Here is a 1353-nt window from a genome sequence, read left to right as displayed (position 1 = left end):
GGAGAACAATTTGAAGATTTGTCTCAAAAAGCATTACCGATTGCGATGGCCAATGCGACTCTGACCAGAAATGTGTTGGAAATGGTGAAACTGCTCAACTATGGAATGCAGGTAACGGAAGCGAAAGAGTTACCGCTTGTAGAAGCGCAAATTGAAGCGCTGGCGAAACAGACAGAAGGTCTGATCGAGAAAACATCCGAAGTCGCTCCACAGCTTTCCAATGAGTTAAAAGATAAAGTGGAGACGTTGCACCAAATCACAAACTCCATTTTACTCAAGCAATCCGCGGTGATTCAGATGCAAGGGCGCATCGACGATAGTGTTGGTGGTTTTCGCTATGGACTGAGTTCCATCGGCCCAGAGATGAACAGAATTAGCTCATTTTTAAGCCTGGACGATCCTGAGTCGAGTGACGCGGCAAACCGTTTTATTGCATCTGCGAGTTCGATGGAAAGCACTTTCCTTGTAATGATGATGCATACCGATTTACCTAAAGCAGAGAAAGAATATCGGGAGATGCGAAATCGGATTGCGGGGATTAACCTTGCTTACGAAGATTTCAAAGCCCTACACCCTGAAGTCAGTGACTACGCCAGCTTGACAGCGCCTTATGAGATGGTGAAATCAGGCTTTGACGAAGAGGGCATTTTGCAACTCATTCTTGCCAAGTTGGCCCAAAGCGAACAACAACAGCGTGAGTTTCATCAAGCGTCGTTATTAGCTGATGAAACCATGAGGCTCTTGGATAGCATTTCGCAGTCGGCATCGAACTTGATTGATGAACGCGAAGCCATGGTCAATAACACCATAGGCAGCGTCAGCATGATGGTTCTTGTCGCGGCGTGTGTTATCTCTCTGGTTATTTTGGTCTCTTGGTTCGGGCTAAAAACGTGGACAAACCGAGGCTTGAAGAATGTGCTGGTACGTTTGTCCGCATTAACTGACCACGCTTTTCGTGCCAAAGCAGATGAGATGGGCCCCTTTGAGCTAAAAGAGGTCGCACGCAAATTGAATCAGGTGATCGATTCAACACACGACTCTATCCAAACGGTTACACGTAATTGTGAGACGCTTTATCAAACCGCAGAAATCAGCCACGATGCAGCTGAGCAAACCAATGAAGGTCTAACGACGCAAAACGAAGCGTTAGCGAGCATGGTGACTACGACTACTCAGCTAGAGGCATCCATACGTGAAATTGCGACAGTAACGAATGCTTCGTCAGAGGATTCATTACTTGCTACACGACATACCGAAAAAGGTGTCCAAGTTGTCGAGCAAAACCGCAAGCGGTTGGAATCGTTAGAAAGCTCTTTGGATATGAATGAACAATCAATGTTAGAGCTAGACCAG

General features: G+C 46.3%; 1 protein-coding gene. It reads left to right on the top strand.

Translation table 11 applies throughout. The features are described from left to right. On the top strand, positions 1-1353 hold a 1353-nt coding region (locus R7E42_RS24320; protein ID WP_318073136.1), incomplete at both ends, for a methyl-accepting chemotaxis protein.

The organism is Vibrio sp. Vb1337 (assembly GCF_033338715.1).
GTDB classification, from domain to species: Bacteria; Pseudomonadota; Gammaproteobacteria; order Enterobacterales; family Vibrionaceae; genus Vibrio; species Vibrio alginolyticus.
Note: the sequence above shows the minus strand (reverse complement) of the source record. Positions and strands in the feature narration are given on the sequence as shown.